The following is a 17,844-nucleotide window of genomic DNA, read 5'->3' on the forward strand; positions in this document are numbered from 1 at the left end:
CTGATCTACGAAGGCGGCATCGCCAACATGAACTACTCGATCTCGAACAACGCGGAGTACGGCGAATACGTGACCGGCCCGCGCATCATCAACGAAGAGAGCAAGAAGGTCATGAAGCAGGTGCTGACAGACATCCAGACCGGCGAATACGCCAAGAGCTTCATCCTGGAAAACAAGGCCGGCGCGCCGACCCTGCTGTCGCGTCGCCGTATCAACGCCGAGCACCAGATCGAAGTCGTGGGCGAGAAGCTGCGCGCCATGATGCCCTGGATCAAGGCCAACAAGCTGGTTGACCAGACCAAGAACTAAGATTGGTGATTGGTTTAGTCGCAGTACAAAGAAAAGGACGCTTCGGCGTCCTTTTTCTTTTTTGCGCAGAACCAGAACGATAGGCGCGCACGGATGCCGTGTTCGATGGCATCCTCCCTATTTGTAGTTACGCCTTGTTGCACAAGAAGCAAGAACTAAATCCCGCCTGATGCCATCGAAGTGCCGGGATCGTCGCTGCAACATGGCAGCATGCAAAGCCCACTTCACTAACAACACCAAGCGAGGACATATGACACCTACCCGCAAACTGATGCTCGGCGCAGCGCTGGCCACCGCCTGTATCGCCGCCCAGGCGCAGGCCATCCAGACCACCGGCAGCATGGTGGTGGTGCCGGCCACCGGCGAGCTGAGCGTACCCAACGACCAGGCGCGCGCGACGCTGCAGGTCGAGGAACAGGACAAGGACAAAACCGTCGCCGCTTCGCGCGTGAACCAGAAAATGAAGCAAGGCATCGATATCCTCAAGCGCCAGGATCCGCAGGCCACGCTCAAGAGCTACGGCTACTACACCTACGCCGTCTATGCCGAACCGCAGCCGGTGACGCCGCAGCAGCCGCACGTCGCCCCCAAGGCGCGTCCCATCGTAGGCTGGCGCGTCGGCCAGTACCTGGAGATGACGACGCAGAACCTGGCCAACCTGCCCAAGACGGTCGCATCGGCGCAGAGCCTGCTGAACCTGAACGGCCTGCAGTTCGGCCTGAGCCCGGCCGCCACCAAGAAGCTGGACGCGGCGCTGTTCGACGCCACCTACAAGAACCTGGAAGAGCGTATCGGCTTCATCGCCGGTTCCATGCACCGTTCGCCGTCGGATGCGGTGCTGGAAACGCTGGACTTCGAAGGTTCCGGCAACTACGCGGCCAATGAGCGGGCGATGCCCAAGGCGGCGATGATGATGCGTTCGGACATGGCGCCGGAAGCGGCATCGGTGGCCGAACCCAGCTTCGAGCCGGGCGAGTCCACGGTCAGCATGCGCCTGGTCGGCAAGGTGCGCTTCAAATAAGAGGGAAGAGGGCGCGGCGCCGCTCATTTTTTGCCTCGCCGCGACCGGCGAGGCGCCATGGAAAGAGAGGCTATAATCGGCCTCTTTTCCGTTTTTAAGGCCCCACTCATGCGGGTAATGAAAAATCTCGCCGTGTTCATGGCAACCGGCCTGCTCTCCATCGGGATGGCGCGGGCCGATATCTGCGCGGACCTGGGCGCCATCCACACGCAGTCGCAATCGCATTTCGACGGCTGGAAAAAGGAGGGTGCGGAAGGCGCCGCCGGGAAGGAATACGATTCCAACTTCCTGCTGGACGGCGCGCGCAGTTGCGCCATCAGCCGCGACTCCGCCGGCTATTCCTGCATCTGGCGCTTCGCCACGCCGGCCGAGCTGGGCCAGGCCTACCAGCGCATGGTGGGCGAGATCAAGGCATGCCAGCCGTTGCTGAAGCAGGCGCCGGGCATCATCAGCGACAAGCCCGAGGAGCGCATCCAGGGCAATCTCCGGCGCACCATGGAAGTGACCGGTTTCGACTACGGCGACGCGGGAGTGGTCGTGATGCTGGGGCAGATGCAGATCACCAGCATCCAGTCCGGCACCAACGTGTCGCGCAATGAGCTCAAATTCTCCTTCGTCAGGGCCGCGGCACGTCCCTGATGCCCCTGAACGGCCTGCGGCCATGCATTTGCGGGCCGATTTCTCCCAAACAGCGGCAAATCCGGGCGCAAAGCCAGTTCTTTGCGCCCGCGGAGGCTGCATTTCGTTGCATTTGGCAGGGGCTGGACTAGAATAAGCACGCTTTTACTTTTGAAATTTCCGCGATCACTGGAGCAACGTTGAACAATAACCACTATCCCCACCCCATTATCGCCCGTGAAGGCTGGCCGTTCCTGACGATCGCCGTCGTGGTCGCATTGCTGGCGACCTTCTATTGCGGCATCTGGTCGCTGCCCCTGTGGATCATCGCGCTGTTCGTGCTGCAATTCTTCCGCGATCCGCCGCGCGTGATCCCGCAGCAAGCCAATGCCGTGCTGTCGCCTGCCGATGGCCGCATCGTGGTGGTGGCGCGCGCCCATGATCCCTATACCGACCGCGAAGCGCTGAAGATCAGCGTGTTCATGAACGTGTTCAATGTCCACTCCAACCGTGCGCCTGTGGATGGCAAGATCGAAACCGTGCAGTATTTCCCCGGCAAGTTCGTCAATGCCGACCTCGACAAGGCATCGCTGGAAAACGAGCGCAACGCGCTGGCCATCACCACCACCGACGGCCACAGCGTGACCTGCGTGCAGGTCGCGGGCCTGATCGCGCGCCGCATCCTGTGCTACGTGAAGGCCGGCGATACGCTGGCGCGCGGGCAGCGCTACGGTTTCATCCGCTTCGGTTCGCGCGTGGACGTGTACCTGCCGCTGAGCGCCACTCCCAAGGTCACCGTCGGCGAAAAGGTCTCGGCCACCGAAACCATCCTGGCCGAACTCTGAGCGCCGGCGCGCTGATCGCTGTGCGCGGGGAAAACTGTCCCCGCGCGGTTTTCTGCAATATCAAACGATAGACATCAATGGCAACTTTCCGACGACGCAAAGCCAAAGGCGGCATTCCTTTCCCCAAATCCCTGCGCGGGCCCAAGGCCTATTCCGCGCAGTCGGATGAGCCGGGGCAGGGCGTGGTGCGCCGCCGGTCGCGTGGCATCTACCTGTTGCCCAATGCGTTCACCACCGCCGCCTTGTTCTGCGGCTTCTACGCCATCGTGATGGCGATGAACCTCAAGTTCGACTACGCCTCCATCGCCATCTTCGTGGCCATGGTGCTGGACAGCCTGGACGGCCGCGTGGCGCGCATGACCAATACCCAGAGTGAGTTCGGCGCGCAATACGACAGCCTGTCCGACATGGTGTCGTTCGGCGCCGCGCCGGCGCTGGTGGTGTACGAATGGTCATTGCGCGGCATGGGCAAGCTCGGCTGGCTCGCCGCGTTCGTGTATTGCGTGGGCGGCGCACTGCGGCTGGCGCGTTTCAATACCAACATCGCCGTGGTCGACAAGCGTTACTTCCAGGGCTTGCCCAGCCCGGCGGCGGCGGCGCTGGTGGCCGGCTTCGTTTGGCTGATGGACGACCTGCGCTTCGCCGGCACCGACCTCAGCTGGACGGCCTGGGCCATCACCCTGTATGCCGGCATCACCATGGTCACCAATGTGCCGTTCTACAGCTTCAAGGACCTCAACTTCCGCAAGCCGGTGCCGTTCATCGCGGCCCTCTTGGTGGTGGTCCTGCTGGTGGTGATTTCCAGCGACCCGTCCAAGGTGCTGTTCGGCCTGTTCGTGCTGTATGGCCTGTCGGGCTACGCGATCTATATCTGGCGCCGGGTGAAGGGCAAGCCGGTCAGCATCGTCCAGACCGAGGATGAGCATGGAGACGACAGCCGTTAAGAACCTGGTCATGCTCCCCGAAAACGCCCGCTTTGCCGGGCGTTTTTTGTTGGGCGGCAACGGCGGCATCCGGACGGGCCTCAGGCCTTGTTAAGCTGTTCGATTTTTCCTAGAATTTTGCAAGGGTGCCGGTGCTTTCCCATACCATACCGGCAACAGACCTGAGACGCTTTCCGCATCGCTGATCCACATGGCCATCGATACTTCGCTCAATACGCTCGGCAGCCTGGCCGCCTACGACGGTTCGGGCAGCCAGGGCAGTGCTTCCGTAGCCGCGGTCGATAATCCGGTAGCGGTGCAGCAGGCGGTCGCATTGACCTCCGAGGCATCGATCGTCGTCAGCCTGGGCAATTCGATCGGCGTCAATGGGCTGGTCTACAATGCCGCGGGCGTATTCGACAGCATCGTCGAGGCCGGCACGGCCCAGGACGCTCCCGCCGACACGACCCAGAACCAGGCCACGCAATCCCTGGACCAGGGCATACTTTCCGGCGTGGCGTCGCCGCCTACCGCTCCTGGCATCTATAACGGCAGCGGTGAATTCACCGGGCTGGGCACCGGCCTCACTTCGCAACTGAGCGCGCTGCTCAAATCCAATCCGGGCATGACCGACAGCATCGTCGGCGATCTCGTCACCCAGGGCATCGTCGGTTCGCTGTTCTCCGCGACGGCCTGAGCGTTTCCCTCTGCGCTAATCTGCAATCAGCCGGGCGAGCAATTCGCGCAAGGAGGCGTCTTGCGCGCAACGTTCGCTGACGCGGTGATCGATGCCGGGCAATTCGACGATGCGGCATTGTTCGGCCGTATGCGCATTGGCGGCTATCAGTTCCGAGACTTCCTTTGGAATGACCTGGTCGTCGCTGGCCCGGATTAGCGTGATGCGGCCGCGATAGCCGCGGATCTGCGCCAGCGTGTCGGCATCGCGCCAGCTATCGGGGCGGCGCAGCGCGGCGCTGAAGCCGGGGCCGAAGGGGATGTCGAATGCGGCGCCATCGTAGATGGCGCCGACGATGGTCACCAGGTGCGCGATCCGGTTTTCCGGACGGCAGGCCAGGCGCATGGCGATCTCGCCGCTCATGCTCACGCCCACGACCGTGCGCGGCGCTTCGGTGAAACGGTCCAGCGCGGCCTGGGCTTCATCCATGCGTTTGGCCAGGGAGTTGGGCGCCAGCGCGGTGCTGCCGCCATGTCCGGAAAAATCGATGGCGGCGCTGGCGCATCCCCGCAAGGCCAGCGCCTGCCGGAGCGGCCGCTGGCGCTCCCGGGTGCTTTGTCCTGCGCCGTGCAGGAACAGGATGCGCGCCGGGCCGCAGCCGTTTGCGGTGGTGATGTCGCCGGCCAGCGTTTCCGCGCCGGCCGGCAGATCGAAATCGTCCCTGATGATGCGATTGGCGTCGCCGGCCGCTGTCACAGGCATGCTCAGTCCAGCGGGTGGCGGCGTTCCAGGCCGGGGGTGTTGGCGTAGTACTGGCGCTTGGCTTCGTACATCAGCGTATCGGCGCGCTGCACGACGTTTTCCAGGCGCTCTCCCGGCATGGCCGTCACCGCGCCCATCGACAGGCTCAGGGTGACGCCGGAATAGAACTGGTTGTTGAGATCGGTCAGCGTCTGGATCTGCTCGATCAGCGCGGCGCAGCCGCGTTCGTCGGTGGCCGGCAGCAGGATGGCGAATTCGTCGCCCCCGGTACGCGCCACGCTGCCCGGGCGTTCCACCGCCTTGCCCAGCACTTCGCCCACGCGGCGCAGCAAGGCATCGCCGGCGGCGTGGCCGAGCTCGTCGTTGACCTCCTTCAAGCCGTTCAGGTCAGCCACGATCACGCTCACCGGGAAGGGACCCTTGCGCTCCAGCCGGTTCAGTTCGTCGACCATGTAGGCGCGGTTGTACAGCTTGGTCAGTTCGTCATGCTTGCCGAGGAACTCCAGGTAGGCTTCGGCCTTCTTGCGCGCGGTGATGTCGGTCAGCGCCACCAGCACCAGTCCCCAGCTATCCTCGTAGCCGGGGAAGACCGAGAATTGCAGGTGCACGTGCAACTGGTCGCCGTTGAGCGAATAGTTCACCACTTCACGCTGGTGGAACAGGTTGCCGTTCCACAGCTCGATCAACTGTTCGTTGAAATGCTGGTGCATGTCGTCGCGGAAGATGTCGGACAGGCGCGACAGCAGCGTCGCCTTGTCCGGCGCGCTGAACATGGAGAGCGTTTGCAGGTTGACGTCGATGACCCGGATTTCCTGCATGCAGCGTTCCACGAATTCCGGATGGACATCGGTGAAGGTGCGGAAATCGGTGATGCCGATGCGTTGCAGGTCATTGAACAGGCGCTTGACCTGGCTGAAGTCTTCCACCCACAGCGAGATAGGCGAATACTCGAACAGGCCGCGCGCATAGTTTTCGCTGCGCGAGAGTTTCTTGCGCGCGGTTTCACGTTCGGTGACGTTCTCGATGGCCAGCAGGATGTAGTCCCAGCTCTCTTCGCTGCCGGGCATGATGCGCCCGCTTAGCTGGATGTCCAGCCGCTTGCCGCCCAACGTGTAGTTGACCGTGTAGCTGGAGAAATTCTGCTTGCCTTCCCACAACTGCACCAATTCGTCGATGAAGGTGTCGATCATGTCGTCGCGGAACACCTTGTCGAGGTTGGCGACCAGGTGTTCCAGGTCGTTCGCCTCGTACCACTCCAGCGTGCGGCGGTTGACGTCGACCACGCGGATCTGGCGCGCGCAGGCCTGCGCGCGCGCCGGGTCTTCCTTCAGGTAGGCCCGCAAATCGACCACGCCTTGCGCGCGCCATTCGTCGAACAGGCGCTTCATGCCGCTGTAGTCCTCTTTCCAGAGGGAGACGGGGGTCAGGTCGAAGGTTTCCTGCTCGGACAATGCCTGGGCAGGTTTGCTGGAGGCCGGGGACGAATTGGAGAGATGGTTGTTTTGCATAACACTTCATCTTTTTGATGTTGATCGAAGTGTAATGGTTTTACTGAAGTTTCTGCAGTAACTTCAGGTGCTGGATCAAAGTATTTGCACAAAAACAGGTCATCGGAAGCGTGGCGCCGGCAGGAGTTGGCGACGGGAAATGTTTCCCCGCCGCCTGCGATGTCACCGGCCGGCAGGCGCGGCGCGCTGCCGCCACTGCAACAGCCGCTTGCATGCCGCCAGCAAACTCTCTGGCCAGGAAGGCGCTTGCGGTTGCAGGCACAGGACTTCGCCTCCTTGCGGCGCGGTGATTTCGACCCAGCCGGCATGCTCGATGCCCATGGCTTGCCCATCGCCCAGGTCGCTGCGCTGTTCGACCAACTGATCGCATATCCATTGCGGCGCCTGGAGGATTCGCGCCGAGGGGGCGTGGCAGACCAGCAGGCTGCCACCGGGCAGCCACACCTGCATGGTCTGGCCGCTCGCCAGCCGGACGGTTTGGCTGGCCGGCAGGGTGTCGGATGTCGGGGCTTGCCAGGGGCTTTGCATGATGGTTCTCCGTCTGTTGGGTATGCCTTGCAGTCTATGGAGAGCCGCAAAAGCGCAACAGGCACAGGCAAAAACAGACTGCGCCGTAACAGGCAGGGAATTTTGAATCTGTTATCGTATTTTTTCGAATACTCTGTATCTGTTCCGGTTTTTGCCGCAAGAACATGATGCTGTTATGGATACCAGCCTACTTATTCCCGCCCCTGCCGATACCCTGCCTTCGCCGGCCATGACGCCCGCTGCCGCCGATCCCGACGCCGGCGCCATCCGCATGCCGCTGTACCGCAAGCTGGCCGAACACTACCAGGGCGCGATACAGGACGGCACTCTGGTGGCGGGCGACCGCATGCCGTCGGTGCGCGACCTGATGCGCCAGCACCAGGTCAGCCTGTCGACCGCCCTGCAGACCCTGCGCCATATGGAAGAGGGCGGCTGGCTGGAGGCGCGGCCCCGTTCCGGCTACTTCGTGCGCCAGCCGCGCCGTTCGGCGATCCGTCCGGTGCAAGAGCCCAAGAGCCTGATGGCGATCGATCCGGCCCAATATGCCGGCATCCATGAAAAGGTTTCCAAGTACATCGCGCAGCGCCAGAAGGGCGCGCCCCGCATCGATCTTTCCGGCATGACCTGCGCGCCCGAGCTGTATGCCGTCGATACCTTGAAGCAGGCCGCCATGCGCGCCTTGCGCGACCGTCCCGAGCTGCTCACCAGCGCCATGCCGCACAACGGCAACCAGGTGTTCCGGCAAGTGGTGGCGCGCCGCGCGCTCAACGCCGGCATGCGCATCGACGCCGACGAGGTGGTGGTCACCCACGGCTGCATCGAAGCCCTCAACCTCGCGCTGCGCGCCGTCGCCGGCCCCGGCGACACCATCGCAGTGGAGTCGCCGACCTACTTCGGCCTGCTGCAGGCGCTGGAGAACCTGGGCATGCGCGCGCTGGAGATTCCCACCAGCCCGCATACGGGGATCTCGGTCGAGGCGCTGGAACTGGCGGTGCGCACCTACGGCAACATCAAGGCCGTGGTGGTGGTGCCCAACCTGCAAAACCCGCTCGGCTGCATCATGCCCGAGGCCAACAAGGACAAGCTGGTGCGCCTGTGCGAAGAACTGCGCCTGCCGCTGATCGAGGACGATGCCTACACCGAGCTGGCCGACGGCAATGTCGCGCCTTCCACCCTCAAGAGCCGCGACCGCAGCGGCAATGTGATCTATTGCGTCTCGCTCAACAAGGTGCTGGCACCGGGCATGCGTTTGGGCTGGATGAACGGCGGCCGCTGGCATGAGCGGGTGATGATGCTCAAGTTCACCCATACCCGCGCCAACGAGGAGTGGACCCAGATCACCGCCGCCGATTTCATGGCCAGTCCGGGTTACGACCGCCACTTGCGGCGCTTGCGCGGACTGCTCAAGGAACAGCGCGAGCGCATGGCCGAATCGATCGCCGCCTATTTCCCGGAAGGCACGCGCCTGACCGTGCCCAACGGCGGCGTCGGCATGTGGGTGGAACTGCCGCAGCAGGTGTGTTCGCAGCGCCTGTTCGAGCAGGCGCTGGCGGAGGGCGTCGGGGTGTCGCCCGGGGCGATTTTTTCCAATTCCAACCGCTACGGGCATTTCCTGCGGATTTGCTGTGGCCATCCCTTCACGCGCGAACTGGATCAGGCCCTGCGCCAGCTGGGGCGGATCGGGCATAGCCTGGCGGCTTGACCGGCCGCCGGGACATTTCTGCTTCATTGCCGCTTGCGCCGCCGGCCGGAAGGGCTTTACATGAGTAAAGGCAGTGTAAAGAAGCTGTACACTAGTGCAACTTGAACAACATCACTGCCATCGATCGGAATTCCTGATGCAATCTCATGAGTCGCTTTCTGGCGGCAGCCCGGCGCAATCGGCCGCGCTGCAGCAGGCCATCGATACCCACATGGCGGGACGCCTGGACGAAGCGGCCGCCATCTACGAGGCGGTGCTGGAGCAGGATCCGATCCAGCCGGTCGCGCTGCATTACTTCGGCATCTACCTGCACCAGGTCGGGCGGCACGAGGAAGCCGTCGAAAAGCTGATGCTGTCCTGCGCCCTGGAATCCGAGGATGCCGGCTGGCAAAACGACCTCGGCAATGTGCTGTTCGCGCTTGGCCGCTTCGACGAGGCCGAGCAGGCCTACGGCGATGCGCTGGCCGTCGCGCCCGGCGACCACATGGTCTGGAACAACCTGGGCGCGGCCTTGCTGCAGCAGGGCAAGGTGGAAGAAGCCACGCAATCTTTCCTGCGCGCGGTCGGGATCGCTCCCGACTTCGCCCCGGCCTTGCAGCACCTGGGCGGCATCTATGAAGCCGCCGGCGACAAGATGCAGGCATCCCATTACCAATGCCGCGCTTACGTGCTGCCGCCGCTGGAGGGCAAGTCCAAGCAGATGCTGGGGATCTCCTTCTATTTTCTCGGCCGCCAGCAGGAAGCCGCGCAGGCTTACCGCGAGTGGCTGGCCGAAGAGCCGGACAACCCGATCGCGGCCCACATGCTGGCCGCATGCTCGCAACTGGATGTGCCCGCGCGCGCGTCGGACCGTTACGTCGAGTCGCATTTCGACCACTATGCCGAGACCTTCGAATCCAACCTGCTGGAAAGCCTGGGCTATCGCGGCCCCAGCCTGATCGCCGAGGGCCTGGCCCTGGTGGCGCAGCCGGCGCGCCAGTTCGAGGCGCTCGACATCGGTTGCGGCACCGGCCTGTGCGGCCCTTACCTGGCGCCGTTCGCGCATACGATCACCGGCGTCGACCTGGCCGGCAAGATGCTGGAGAAGGCGAAGTCGGACCGGCAATACTCCCGCCTGGAAAAGGCCGAGATCGGCGACTACTTGAGCCGCCATCCCTTGTGCTGCGACCTGATGACGGCGGCCGACACCATGATCTACTTCGGCGACCTCAGCGCCGTGTTCGGCCAGGTCGCCGGCGCGCTGCGCCCGGGCGGCTATTACATCTTCACGGTGGAGGCGCTCACGCCGCAGGACGCGGCGCCGTCAGGCTTTTGCCTGCACGCCAGCGGACGCTACCGGCACAGCCGCGACTATGTGCGGCGGCACCTGCAAGAGAACGGGATGGAAGTGGTGCACGACAGCGACCAGATCCTGCGCGAGGAAATCCGGCAATCGGTGGCGGGGATGTTGTTCGTTGCGAAGCGTACCGCGCAGGCGGCCGGCTGAAGCGGCCGCCTGCAGGTGATGCGGTAGATATCAAGCGGCCGTCAGGGCCGCTTCGACTTTCCGGCGGAAGGGTATCGGCTCGACCGCGCCGTAGCCGGTGGTCGACAGCGCCGCCGCCACATTGGCGTAACGCGCCGCGCTGAAGGGATCGCGCCCGGCCACCAGTTCCGCCACGAAGGCGCCGCCGAAGCAGTCGCCGGCGCCGGTGGCGTCCAGCGCCTGCACCGGGTAGGGCGCCACCATGCGGCGTTCGTCGGGAGTGGCGACATAGCAGCCTTCGCTGCCCAGCTTGAAGGCTACCAGCTTGACGCCGTACGCCAGCAACTGGTCGACGATGGCGTCGCGGTCTTCCAGGCCGGTCAGCATGGAGACGTCTTCCCAGCTCGGCAGGCAGATGTCGCACAGCTTGAACGCTTCGACCATCTTTTCGCGGGCGTGCTCCAGCGGCCACAGGCGCAGCCGCAGGTTGGTGTCCAGCGAAGTCAGTACGCCGTGCCGGCGCGCATGCGCCATCGCCGCCAGGCCGCTGTCGCATGCGCTTTCGCTGATGGCCAGGCTGATGCCCGACAGGTGCAGCACGCGGGCGCCGGCGATGGCGTCCAGCGGCAATTGCTGCGGCGTGTAGCGGCTGGCGGCGGAACCGGCGCGCCGGTAGTGGAAGTGGTGGCCGGCCTCGTCATGGGTGACGAAGTAGATGCCGGTCGAGCCGTCGGCGACGACGCTGACATGCTCGGTAGCCACTTGTTCGGCCCGCCACAGTTCCAGCAGGTTCTGGCCGAAATGGTCGTCGCCGACCGCGCTGATGTAGGCGGTGTCGGCGCCCTGGCGGGCGGCGGCGATGGCGAAGTTGGAGGTGTCGCCGCCAAAGCCTTCCAGGTAATTGCGCGGTTGGGAAATGCTCTGGTTGAATTCCACCATGGCTTCGCCGTAGGCGAGGATCTTGTTGCTCATGTTCTTGGCTCGGCTGGTACGGATGCTCAGAAGAAGGTCTGGACGATGTCGATCACGTCGAACTTGCCGTCCACCACCGCCAGGTGGCGCCACTTGTCGAAAGTCAGGCAAGGGTGCGAGATGTCGAAGGCGATCATGTCGCCGACCTTGATGTCGTCGCCGGCGGTAATCTTCAGGTAGGCGTGCTGATCCATCATGCCGGTCACTTCCCAGTGCGCCGGCGAAGCCGACGGCTGGCTGTCGGCGCCCGGGCGGAAGCGCGCCACCGGCAGCGGCAGGCCGGCGTCGAAGGCAGCGTCGCGCTTGCCCAGCGCGATGATGGCCTTGTCGGTTTCCGGGATCGATTGCACGTAGGCCCACAGTTGCAGCGCCGGCTGCAACTGGCTGCGCATGCTGTGCGCGACCGGGTTGCGCACCTGGATCTGCGCCTGCGCGGCGCGGTAGATGCCGACGTCGTGCGTCAGGTAGCAGCCGGGGCGCAGCACCACGTCCAGCGGCACGCCGATGTCGGCCTGGGCGAACTCTTCGGCCACCACGTCGTACCAGGCCGAACCGGCGCCGGTCAGCACCGCCGGGCCGCGCGCCACGCGGCGCGCCAGCAGGCCTTGTTGCGCCAGCTGTTTGGCGCAGGCCACCGCGCGTTGCAGGAAGCGGCGGATGTCCACCTCTTCCTTGAGCACGCCTTCATACACTTCCACGCCGGCCAGCGCGATGCTGTCCCAGCGCTTGACGGCTTCCAGCACCGAGGCTTGTTGCGCATCGTCGCGCACGCCGGTGCGCCCGCCCGTGGGCCCCAGTTCCAGCAGCACGTTCAGGGTTTGCTTGCGATCGGCGAAGAAGCGGCCGAGCTGGTCGACCAGGTCAGCCGAGTCCACCAGGCAAAAGAATTCGAAAGAGGGATCGGCCAGCAATTCGGAAATGATCGCCATGTTGCGCTTGCCCACCAGCTGGTTGGCCATGATCACGCGGCGCACGCCGTGGCGGTAGGCCGCCAGGGTCTGGTGCGCGGTGGCCAGGGTGATGCCCCAGGCGCCGGTATCGAGCTGGCGCTTGAACAGCTTGGGCGCCATGGTGGTCTTGCCGTGCGGCGCCAGCTTCACCTTGTACTGGCCGACGAAATCCTGCATCCATTTGAGATTGTGGGCGATCTTTTCCTCGTACAGGACGGCGGCCGGCAGGCTGATGTCCTCGTTGAGCAGGTTCCACTTGACCGCGCCGGCCTGTTGCGGCGCCAGCGGTTGTTCCAGCACGCCCAGGCCCTTGTTCACAGGGTCGATGATGCCGGTCTGATAAGCAATTTGGTAGTTTGTATCATTCATCGCAATTGTTCCTGTAAAAATTGGATTGACGTAATAATACCCTTGAATTTACTATGTTTCGAACGTGTTAGTAAATAACATAAATAATTTAGGGAAAACTGCCCCCATGGCGCACACTTTCGATATCGTCTCCCGCATCAGCGAGCGCAGCAGCACCTTGCGCCTGGCCGAGCAAAAGGTGGCCGAAGCCATCCTGGGCGACTTGTCGTCGGCGGCCAGCGCCAGTATCGGCGAACTGGCGGCCAAGGCCGGCGTGTCTGTCGCCAGTGTGACGCGTTTTGCCAAGGCCATGGGCTGCCGCGACGTGCGCGAATTCAAGTTCCTGCTGGCGCAGGCGGTGGCGGTGGGGCAGCGCTTTTTCGACGGCGCCCGCGACGCGCCCGCCGCGCAGCCGCCGGAGCTGGCCGATGTGGTCTACAACGATATCCACGCGGTGTTGAAGCTCAACCGCGCCATGCTCAACCCGGACATGCTGGTGGCCGCCGCCGGCCTGTTGCGCGATGCCCGCATGATCTACTGCTTCGGCATGGGCGGCGGCTCCACCATGATGTCCGACGAGGCGCGCTACCGCCTGGTGCGCCTGGGGCGCCCGGTGGCGACCTATCACGACGCCATCCTGCAGAAGATGGTAGCGGCCACGCTGGACAAGAACGACGTGCTGCTGGTGTTCTCGACCACCGGCAACGTGCCGGAGTTGCTGGCCAATTGCGAGGTGGCGCGCGAATATGGCGTCAAGGTGATCGCCATCACCGCGCTCGGTTCGCCGCTGGCAAAACTGGCCGATGTGTTGCTGCCGATCAAGACGCTGGAAACCGACCTGATTTTCAAGCCGTCCTCATCACGCTATGCCATGATGGTGACGCTCGATATGCTGGTGCTGGAGTTGGCCCTGCTGCAGAAAGAGAGCAGCCAGGAACGCCTGCGCCGGTTGAAGTACGTTCTCGACACGCATCGCGGCGGGGGCGATCGCCACCAGCCGCTGGGAGACTGACATGACCTTCGCCAATTCCGCAGCCGCCGCCGGCCGTTGCGACACGCTGATCCGCAATGCACTCATCATCGACGGTTCCGGCGCCGAGCCTGTCGCCGCCGACGTGGCCGTGGCCGACGGCCGCATCGCCGCCATCGGCCAGCTCTCCGGCTGGCAGGCCGAGGAAGTGATCGACGCCACCGGCCGCGTGCTGTCGCCGGGCTTCATCGATGTCCACACGCATGACGACACCAACGTCATCCGCACACCCGAAATGTTCCCCAAGCTGTCGCAGGGCGTGACCACCGTGGTGGTCGGCAACTGCGGCATCAGCGCCGCGCCGGTGACGCTGAAGGGCGATCCTCCCGATCCGATGAACCTGCTGGGCAAGTCGGAAGCCTTCCATTACCCGACCTTCGCCAGCTACGTCGAAGCGATCGGCGCGGCGCGGCCTTCGATCAACGTGGCCGCGCTGGTAGGGCACACCGCCTTGCGCAGCAACCACATGGACCGCCTCGACCGCGCCGCCAGCGAGCAGGAGATCGCCGGCATGCGCGCGCAATTGCGCGAGGCGCTGGAGCATGGCGCGCTGGGCCTGTCCACCGGCCTGGCCTACGGCAACGCGATCAATGCGCCCACGACCGAAGTGCTGGCGCTGGCCGAGCCGCTGGCCGAGTTCGGCGCCATGTACGCGACCCACCTGCGCAGCGAATTCGCCGACATCCTCGAGGCGATGGATGAGGCATTCCGCATCGGCAAGCATTCGCGCGTGCCAGTGGTGATCTCGCACCTGAAATGCGCCGGGGTCGAGAACTGGGGCCGCAGCGGCGAAGTGCTGCAGGCGCTGGAACTGGCGGGCAAGCACCAGCATGTCGGCTGCGACTGCTATCCCTATACCGCCAGCTCGTCCACCCTGGACTTGAAGCAGGTCACCGACGCCTACGATATCCAGGTCACCTGGTCCGATCCGCATCCGGAGCAGGGCGGCAAGATGTTGAAGCAGATCGCCGCCGAATGGCAGGTCGACCTGCATACCGCCGCCGGCCGCCTGATGCCGGCCGGCGCCGTCTACCACTGCATGTCGGATGACGACGTCAACCGCATCCTGTCGCACCCGGCCACCGTGGTCGGTTCCGACGGCCTGCCCAACGATCCGCTGCCGCACCCGCGCCTGTGGGGCGCCTTCCCGCGCGTGCTGGGCTATTACAGCCGCGAGCAGAAGCTGTTCTCGCTGGCGGCGGCGGTGCGCAAGATGACCGGCCTGTCGGCCGAGCGTTTCGGCCTGCACGAGCGCGGCCTGGTGCGCGAGGGCTATTGGGCCGACCTGGTGCTGTTCGACGCCGACACCGTGCGCGACGCCGCCAGCTTCACCGACCCGATGCAGCCGGCGCACGGCATCGATGCCGTGTGGGTCAACGGCCGACTGGCGTATCGCGGCAGCGACAAGAAAGCCACCGGCCATCGCGCCGGACGCTTCCTGGCCCGCCAGCCAAGCGCGGCCGCGGCCTGAATCCGGAAGAGATAAAGCAAGAACATCAAGAACACCAAGACCAACCAGGAACGGAATGCCCTGCCAGGCGCATTCATTTTTTAGAGTAAAGGAGCAGTAATGAGCATTCAACGATATGGCGTGGAAGGCGGCAGCGGTACCGGCGGCCAGCATTTGCCGTTCGCCCGCGCAGTGGCGGCCGACGGCTGGCTGTACGTGTCGGGCCAGGTGGCGATGGTCAATGGCGAGGTGATCGACGGCGGTATCGTCGCGCAGTCGCACCAGGCCATCCAGAACGTGCTGGCGATCCTGAAGGAAGCCGGCTACGGCCCGGAACACGTGGTGCGCTGCGGCGTCTGGCTGGACGATCCGCGCGACTTCCAGTCCTTCAACAAGGTGTTCAAGGAATACTTCGGCGCCAATCCGCCGGCGCGCGCCTGTGTGGTGTCGAGCATGGTGGTGGATTGCAAGGTCGAAGTCGATTGCGTGGCGTTCAAGCGCTGATCGGCAGCGGACCGATGGCGAAGCGGACTCGGGACGCTTCGCATCAGATGCAGATGAGTTGGAGATGTAAATAAAGAGCCGGCAGGGGAGCAATACGCCGGCAGGTGTTTTTACCTTCAGAAGAGGAGAGCCACATGGAGGCTGTACAAGGAACCGCGCTATTGGTGTACGCACTGGTAGCGGTGATCGCGCTGATCGTGCTGATCGCAAAATTCAAGATGAACCCGTTCATCGTCCTGATCGTCGTGTCGCTGGTGCTGGGCCTGTCCGTGGGCATGCCGATGGGCAATATCGTCAAGGCCTTCGAAACGGGCGTCGGCAACGCGCTGGGGCATATTGCGCTGGTGGTGGGCCTGGGTACGATGCTGGGCAAGATGATGGCCGAGTCGGGCGGCGCCGAGCGCATCGCCAATACGATGATCAAGGCCTTCGGCGAGAAGAACGTGCACTGGGCGATGATGGTCGTGGCCTTCATCGTCGGCTTGCCGGTGTTCTTCGAAGTCGGTTTCGTACTGCTGGTGCCGATCGCCTTCAACGTGGCCAAGCGCACCGGCACCAACATGGTGCTGGTGGGCATCCCGATGGTGGCCGGCCTGTCCGTGGTGCACGGCCTGATCCCGCCGCACCCGGCGGCGCTGCTGGCGGTGACCGCCTATAGCGCCGATATCGGCCGCACCATCCTGTACGCGCTGATCGTCGGCATCCCGACCGCCATCATCGCCGGCCCGATCTTCGGCAAGCTGATTTCCAAGGTGGTCATTCCCAACCCGGACAACCCGCTGATCGCGCAATTCGTCGAAGAGCACAAGGAAGGCCGCCAACTGCCGGGCTTCGGCATCACGCTGTTCACCATCCTGTTGCCGGTGGTGCTGATGCTGATCGGCAGCTGGGCCGACCTGTTCTTCGCGCCGAAGAGCTTCGCCAACGACTTCCTGCGCCTGATTGGCAACTCGGTGATCGCGCTGCTGATCGCCACCCTGGTCAGCTTCTGGACCTTCGGCCGTGCGCGCGGTTTCAACGCCGACCAGATCCTGAAGTTCTCCAACGAGTGCCTGGCGCCGATCGCCAGCATTACCCTGGTGGTGGGCGCGGGCGCCGGCTTCGGCCGGATCCTGATGGATGGCGGCGTGTCCAAGGCCATCGTCGGCATCGCCACCGATGCGCACCTGTCGCCGCTGCTGCTGGGCTGGTTCGTGGCGGCGCTGATCCGCGTGGCGACCGGTTCCGCGACCGTGGCGATGACTACCGCCTGCGGCATCGTGGCGCCGATCGTCGCGAGCGTCCCGGGCACCCGTCCCGAACTGATGGTGCTGGCCACCGGCGCCGGTTCGCTGATCCTGTCGCACGTCAACGACGGCGGTTTCTGGCTGGTCAAGGAATACTTCAACATGACCGTGCCGCAAACCTTCAAGACCTGGACCGTGATGGAGACCCTGGTGTCGGTCGTGGCGCTGCTGTTCACGCTGGCGCTGGCGACCGTGCTCTGACCGCAGGCTGTTAGCAAGAAAAAATGCCGTCCGGCGCAAGCCGGGCGGCATTTTTGTTTTGGCGCGTATCGACGGCGCTGCGGCCGGAAATCGAAATCAGAACCGGAAGCGCGAATCGTCGAAGCGCGGATCGGGGCCGTTCTCGACCTTCTGCACGATGCCTTCGTCGTTGAAATACACGGTCATCTGCGAATTCCACACGCCGCTTTCCTTGAAGCCGTAATTCCATGCCTCGAAGGGAATGCGCGCATAGCGGGTGATCTCGGTCGGCCGGCCGACGCGGTTCAGCACGTCTTGTTTGGTGTCCTGCTTGACCCTGATGGCCTGGAAGTTCTGGAGCGTCCACACTTGCTCATAGGAAACCAGCCGATGGTCGGGGCCGATGCGCGCCATGTACTGGTATTGGCCGAAGGCGCCGGCGGCGTATTCGAACAGGCGGGTATTGCCATCCTGATACACATTGGTCGGCGCCCCGAGGCGCGCCAGAACCTGCTCTTCAGGCTCGCCGGGCGCGACCGGCGGCTGGAACAGGGAAGCGCATCCGCCCAGCAGCGAAGCGGCGGCGAGAGCGGCGGCCAGCATCAGGCGCGGGCGGCGGGACAGGGAAAATCGGGTGTGCATTGCGGGATATCCTGGGTTTGTTGCCATTCCGGCAGCATGGTACGCCGGAGAATGTTCAAATAGAAGCTTGTAAGTGTTTGAATAAGCGGGTTTTTGCTATATACTCTCGCGTCTGGTCGTTTTGG

At 64.0% G+C, this 17,844-nt stretch carries 17 protein-coding genes and 1 pseudogene; 12 read left to right on the forward strand and 6 right to left on the reverse strand.

What is annotated here, in order from left to right:
• The 6 genes and pseudogenes from J7548_RS00005 to J7548_RS00030 all read left to right on the forward strand — a co-directional run.
• Positions 1-309: pseudogene (locus tag J7548_RS00005) on the forward strand (ketol-acid reductoisomerase); the annotation flags it as partial.
• Between the two features lie 250 nt (positions 310-559).
• Positions 560-1,330, forward strand: coding sequence for an SIMPL domain-containing protein (locus J7548_RS00010; RefSeq protein ID WP_290968554.1), 771 nt, complete (start codon positions 560-562; stop codon positions 1,328-1,330).
• 117 nt (positions 1,331-1,447) lie between these two features.
• Positions 1,448-1,969 (forward strand): vesicle formation protein, encoded by a 522-nt coding sequence (locus tag J7548_RS00015; protein ID WP_290968557.1) that lies wholly within the window; start codon positions 1,448-1,450, stop codon positions 1,967-1,969.
• 179 nt (positions 1,970-2,148) lie between these two features.
• Positions 2,149-2,793 (forward strand): phosphatidylserine decarboxylase, encoded by a 645-nt coding sequence (locus tag J7548_RS00020; RefSeq protein ID WP_290968560.1) that lies wholly within the window; start codon positions 2,149-2,151, stop codon positions 2,791-2,793.
• 77 nt (positions 2,794-2,870) lie between these two features.
• Positions 2,871-3,737 carry a CDP-diacylglycerol--serine O-phosphatidyltransferase gene (gene pssA / locus J7548_RS00025; RefSeq protein ID WP_290968563.1) on the forward strand — a complete coding sequence of 289 codons (867 nt, stop codon included), beginning with the start codon at positions 2,871-2,873 and terminating at the stop codon, positions 3,735-3,737.
• Positions 3,738-3,927: 190 nt separating this feature from the next.
• On the forward strand, positions 3,928-4,413 hold the full coding sequence (locus J7548_RS00030; RefSeq protein ID WP_290968566.1) for a hypothetical protein: 486 nt from the start codon (positions 3,928-3,930) through the stop codon (positions 4,411-4,413).
• A gap of 15 nt (positions 4,414-4,428) precedes the next feature.
• Here J7548_RS00030 and J7548_RS00035 read toward each other — a convergent pair whose 3' ends face one another.
• The 3 genes from J7548_RS00035 to J7548_RS00045 form a co-directional block, all read right to left on the reverse strand.
• Positions 4,429-5,154, reverse strand: coding sequence for an alpha/beta hydrolase (locus J7548_RS00035; protein ID WP_290968569.1), 726 nt, complete (start codon positions 5,152-5,154; stop codon positions 4,429-4,431).
• Between the two features lie 2 nt (positions 5,155-5,156).
• Entirely contained in the window at positions 5,157-6,662 is a 1,506-nt protein-coding gene (locus J7548_RS00040; protein ID WP_290968572.1) for a sensor domain-containing diguanylate cyclase, read from the reverse strand.
• A 162-nt stretch (positions 6,663-6,824) separates the two neighbouring features.
• Positions 6,825-7,190 carry a hypothetical protein gene (locus J7548_RS00045; RefSeq protein WP_290968576.1) on the reverse strand — a complete coding sequence of 122 codons (366 nt, stop codon included), beginning with the start codon at positions 7,188-7,190 and terminating at the stop codon, positions 6,825-6,827.
• A 175-nt stretch (positions 7,191-7,365) separates the two neighbouring features.
• On the opposite strand from J7548_RS00045, the gene J7548_RS00050 reads away from it, so the two are divergent.
• Positions 7,366-8,892, forward strand: a complete 1,527-nt coding sequence (locus J7548_RS00050) for a PLP-dependent aminotransferase family protein (protein WP_290968580.1) — start codon at positions 7,366-7,368, stop codon at positions 8,890-8,892.
• A 136-nt stretch (positions 8,893-9,028) separates the two neighbouring features.
• A complete protein-coding gene (locus tag J7548_RS00055; protein ID WP_290968583.1) occupies positions 9,029-10,378 on the forward strand; it encodes a tetratricopeptide repeat protein in 1,350 nt (449 codons plus the stop codon).
• Positions 10,379-10,408: 30 nt separating this feature from the next.
• Here J7548_RS00055 and J7548_RS00060 read toward each other — a convergent pair whose 3' ends face one another.
• Positions 10,409-11,329 (reverse strand): sugar kinase, encoded by a 921-nt coding sequence (locus J7548_RS00060; protein ID WP_290968586.1) that lies wholly within the window; start codon positions 11,327-11,329, stop codon positions 10,409-10,411.
• 26 nt (positions 11,330-11,355) lie between these two features.
• A complete protein-coding gene (locus tag J7548_RS00065) occupies positions 11,356-12,648 on the reverse strand; it encodes an amino acid deaminase (protein ID WP_290968589.1) in 1,293 nt (430 codons plus the stop codon).
• Positions 12,649-12,754: 106 nt separating this feature from the next.
• On the opposite strand from J7548_RS00065, the gene J7548_RS00070 reads away from it, so the two are divergent.
• From J7548_RS00070 to J7548_RS00085, 4 genes are all read left to right on the forward strand, one after another.
• Positions 12,755-13,639, forward strand: coding sequence for a MurR/RpiR family transcriptional regulator (locus J7548_RS00070; RefSeq protein WP_290968594.1), 885 nt, complete (start codon positions 12,755-12,757; stop codon positions 13,637-13,639).
• Position 13,640: 1 nt separating this feature from the next.
• The gene (locus tag J7548_RS00075) at positions 13,641-15,128 is read left to right on the forward strand and encodes a D-aminoacylase (protein WP_290968597.1); all 1,488 of its coding nucleotides are present in this window, start codon (positions 13,641-13,643) and stop codon (positions 15,126-15,128) included.
• Between the two features lie 99 nt (positions 15,129-15,227).
• Positions 15,228-15,611 carry a RidA family protein gene (locus J7548_RS00080; protein WP_290968600.1) on the forward strand — a complete coding sequence of 128 codons (384 nt, stop codon included), beginning with the start codon at positions 15,228-15,230 and terminating at the stop codon, positions 15,609-15,611.
• A gap of 134 nt (positions 15,612-15,745) precedes the next feature.
• Positions 15,746-17,098: a GntP family permease gene (locus tag J7548_RS00085; RefSeq protein WP_290968603.1), complete on the forward strand. Its 1,353-nt coding sequence runs from the start codon at positions 15,746-15,748 to the stop codon at positions 17,096-17,098.
• Positions 17,099-17,194: 96 nt separating this feature from the next.
• On the opposite strand, the gene J7548_RS00090 is transcribed toward J7548_RS00085, so the two are convergent.
• Positions 17,195-17,719: a hypothetical protein gene (locus J7548_RS00090; protein WP_290968606.1), complete on the reverse strand. Its 525-nt coding sequence runs from the start codon at positions 17,717-17,719 to the stop codon at positions 17,195-17,197.
• Between the last annotated feature and the right edge of the window lie 125 nt (positions 17,720-17,844).

It is taken from the genome of Herbaspirillum sp., from assembly GCF_017744395.1.
Lineage (GTDB): Bacteria > Pseudomonadota > Gammaproteobacteria > Burkholderiales > Burkholderiaceae_D > Herbaspirillum.